We start from the raw sequence: 2,916 nt of genomic DNA on the forward strand, positions 1-2,916 counted from the left end.
TTTTGGTCGCGATCTGTGTTATAGCGACCTTGTCGTATCATGCCAAGGCGGTGCCTTTCATCCTGTAGAAATTACCAGTATTTTTTGTCCTGTACTGAGCTTTTACAGAAGAGGTTCAGCATATCCATATAAATAAAACTCCGCCCAAGCCTGCACCACCACCACCGCAAGGCTTCAATTGGTTTGGCTTGCGTCAACCACCTCCACCTCCACCCGCCAAAGAGCGACCCGAGCGCTGGTTGGGCGCGGGTACTAAAAATTCCAACTTTGTTTACCTTCCACGAGAAGAGCAAGGGTTAATAGACGAGCTGGATTCCTTCGCGGAGAGACAGAAGGGGCAAGAGGGGCACTTCCGTCGCGAGAGAGAAAAGTATAATGCTGAACTTAATCTTTACCAGCAAGCTAGGGAGGCGCAGTTAGCTATTATCGCAGAATGGGAGGCAGAGCGCGACAAGATTACGCAGGAAAACCAGGCGGTATGCGAGCGCATTTTAGGCGAGGCTGAGAAACGCTACGAGCAGGAGTGCAGCGCACAACTCAAGAAAGAGTTCCCTACTGAACCCGTGCTCATTAATGCCTATCTTGGACTGAGCAGGAGCTACGAGGGTGGTGATTTTTATGTAGAGGTCGCCCCCACAGAAACGGTGCGACTAGCGGATTTCCTCCGTTTACTTATTCGTTGCAATCCTTCAGGAGCGTGGCCAACCTGGCAAATTCAGGATGATCAGCTTCGTGTGACGATTCCCTCTATTGTCGTGGTAGATGTAAAAAACAGAAGTCAGATGGGTAAGGCTGAGTGGGAGCGTGCAGCCCAGATTCTCCCGGAGCGCCATACTATTATCCGCACCACCGAGGGACCGAAGCAAACTCCAAAGGTGCGTCAGACACGGATCGTCGATGTTGACGATCCCCTAATGGAAACCGATCCACATTTTCAGGATTATGTTCGCCGCTCTTATGAGGTCAATGGACAGAGCCAGAAAGAAATCAACGAAACGGAGCTGTGGCGTGAAGATCAAATTGATACCCTGACTAAGCAAGCTCAAGTAAACTCGCCCTCCGTAAGCTCATTACCAAAGACGAATAAGCCAAAGTCCGAGAGGTACTTTGGCGAGGATGACAGTCTCTGATGCCCAAAAAACAAGAAGAGCAACAAGAGGAAGGATCAGATCGCCGCCGCCGCTACGAGCCTGGGGTACCTAAACGGAGTATGACCCCGCTGAAGTTACGTATCCTTAGCTATATCGCTGAGTGTGGGATACTCAGCACTGGGCAGGTTGCTCGAATCGCCCAGATGAAGGAGGAGGCCGTCACTAAACACCTTCGCCACCTTTTCGACTTGAGGATGGTGGACACAATCGCGGTTCCGTATGCTAATCTAGCTCCCCCCGAAGAAAATGGCCCAAACTTAGCGTTCGGCCCAGGGCAAAATATTTACATTCCGACGCGCGCGGCGATTCAGTTCCTTGAGCGGGCTAGGCGAATTTCCGACGAGGCAGCCGCCCGTAAGCTTCCCGACTATGGTCCTCGAAATGCACTTTTTCTCTCGCACGAGCTTCTTGTTCGCGATGTGCGCATCTGGCTTGAGCTTTGTAATCATATCCAAGGTGGTTTTGTGGAGCGTTGGCTAGATGGTCCTGCGGCTCATCTCCCACCTGTCCGCCCTGATGCGTGGTTTGTCTATCGAATTAAATCTGTAGGTTCCCTGGTCGGCTTCGTGGAAGCAGATCGAGGAACGGAGCGTGGCGATCAATGGGAGAAAAAGGCAGGGGAGTATGCCGAATTATTGGAAAGTGATGTCGTGGCGGAAGCGACTGGGGGACGCAAAAAGGCGCGGGTTCTTGTCATAACACTTACGGCAAGACGCCGTGATCGGCTCGCACAGGAGTTGGCTAGGTCTCCCATCAAAGAGAGCGCATACGTGGCAACGGTCGAAGATCTCAAGCAAGGTGGCTTAGAGCACCCTGTCTGGCGGTACAGTGGCATGGTGAATCTTCAGCCCCTGCTGGCTACGTCTGTCCTGTCGAGTGGTCAGGAGCAAGACGTAAATCAGGCACAAGATGTAAAGGCTGTGGACTAGGCTTTGTCTGAGTCGCCAGCGTGATGAGGCGTCACCCGAATATCGGCGTCCAGTGCCTCCGCTACTTTACGAAGACGTTCCAAACTGGCAGTGGCGTATTTGCTTGTCTCCCACCTGGCAATGACTTCTTGATGAATCCCTAGCCGCTCGGCAAGCTGACGCTGGGAGAGCCCCCGCTCATTGCGCAAGGAGATAAGCAGATCCCCAAGCCAAGCAAGTGGGATGGCTGTCTGCTCTAGGATTTCTGGGGTGGGTAGAATTTCTGGAGTGGGTGTGGAAAGGGGTTGGTTGCTCATGGTTGCTATGTGTTGATGAGAAGCCTGGGGGGCGATTTCTGCCCCTCTCTTCGCATCTTAACAATAACAGATTTGTTATCAAAGTCAAGGGATTCCGTCTTATCAAGCACGTTTTGGGGAATACTTATCGACAGTAAATCGCTTGACAATCAATAACAATTTTGTTATTGTATTAGTGATGGATGAGAGGTCGATCATCCAAAACGACAACAACTTTAACAACTCGCAGATGCCACCTTAAGACAACAGCAGACCCCGTATTTCATCAAACTAATCAAGATCAAATGCCTGATCTATCAACCGTGGTTGGTATGGCGACACTCCTTCTGGTCATCTTCGTCTCAAACCCGAAGACGGTAGAAGTCATTGACGCAGCAGTCGGTGAGCACGCCGACCGATACCTCGAAGCCAAGCGCCTTGAAGCCCAAACAAAGCGCAAGGAAAAATTAGAAGAGAGAAGAAAAATGAGGATGTACTCCGGGAAGGGCGCACGATCCTCAAGGCAAAGGTAGCCGGGTAGCGCAGCGCTGTCAAGACTAC

At 51.4% G+C, this 2,916-nt stretch carries 4 protein-coding genes; 3 read left to right on the forward strand and 1 reads right to left on the reverse strand.

Going from position 1 to position 2,916, the window contains the following annotated elements; translation table 11 throughout:
- Window positions 1-239: 239 nt before the first annotated feature.
- Both ACH2EH_RS23015 and ACH2EH_RS23020 read left to right on the forward strand, forming a co-directional pair.
- On the forward strand, window positions 240-1,130 hold the full coding sequence (locus tag ACH2EH_RS23015; protein ID WP_395145443.1) for a hypothetical protein: 891 nt from the start codon (window positions 240-242) through the stop codon (window positions 1,128-1,130).
- A complete protein-coding gene (locus ACH2EH_RS23020) occupies window positions 1,130-2,080 on the forward strand; it encodes a replication-relaxation family protein (protein WP_395145444.1) in 951 nt (316 codons plus the stop codon). Before ACH2EH_RS23015 ends, ACH2EH_RS23020 begins: the two co-directional genes overlap by 1 nt.
- Here ACH2EH_RS23020 and ACH2EH_RS23025 read toward each other — a convergent pair.
- Window positions 2,077-2,376, reverse strand: coding sequence for a helix-turn-helix transcriptional regulator (locus tag ACH2EH_RS23025; protein WP_395145446.1), 300 nt, complete (start codon window positions 2,374-2,376; stop codon window positions 2,077-2,079). The two genes, ACH2EH_RS23020 and ACH2EH_RS23025, sit on opposite strands and share 4 nt — an antisense overlap.
- Before the next feature lie 284 nt (window positions 2,377-2,660).
- Between ACH2EH_RS23025 and ACH2EH_RS23030 the strand changes: the two genes are divergently transcribed.
- Window positions 2,661-2,888: a hypothetical protein gene (locus tag ACH2EH_RS23030; RefSeq protein ID WP_395145448.1), complete on the forward strand. Its 228-nt coding sequence runs from the start codon at window positions 2,661-2,663 to the stop codon at window positions 2,886-2,888.
- The last annotated feature ends 28 nt before the right edge of the window (window positions 2,889-2,916 follow it).

Origin of the sequence: Armatimonas sp. (assembly GCF_043760365.1) — a bacterium.
GTDB lineage: Bacteria > Armatimonadota > Armatimonadia > Armatimonadales > Armatimonadaceae > Armatimonas.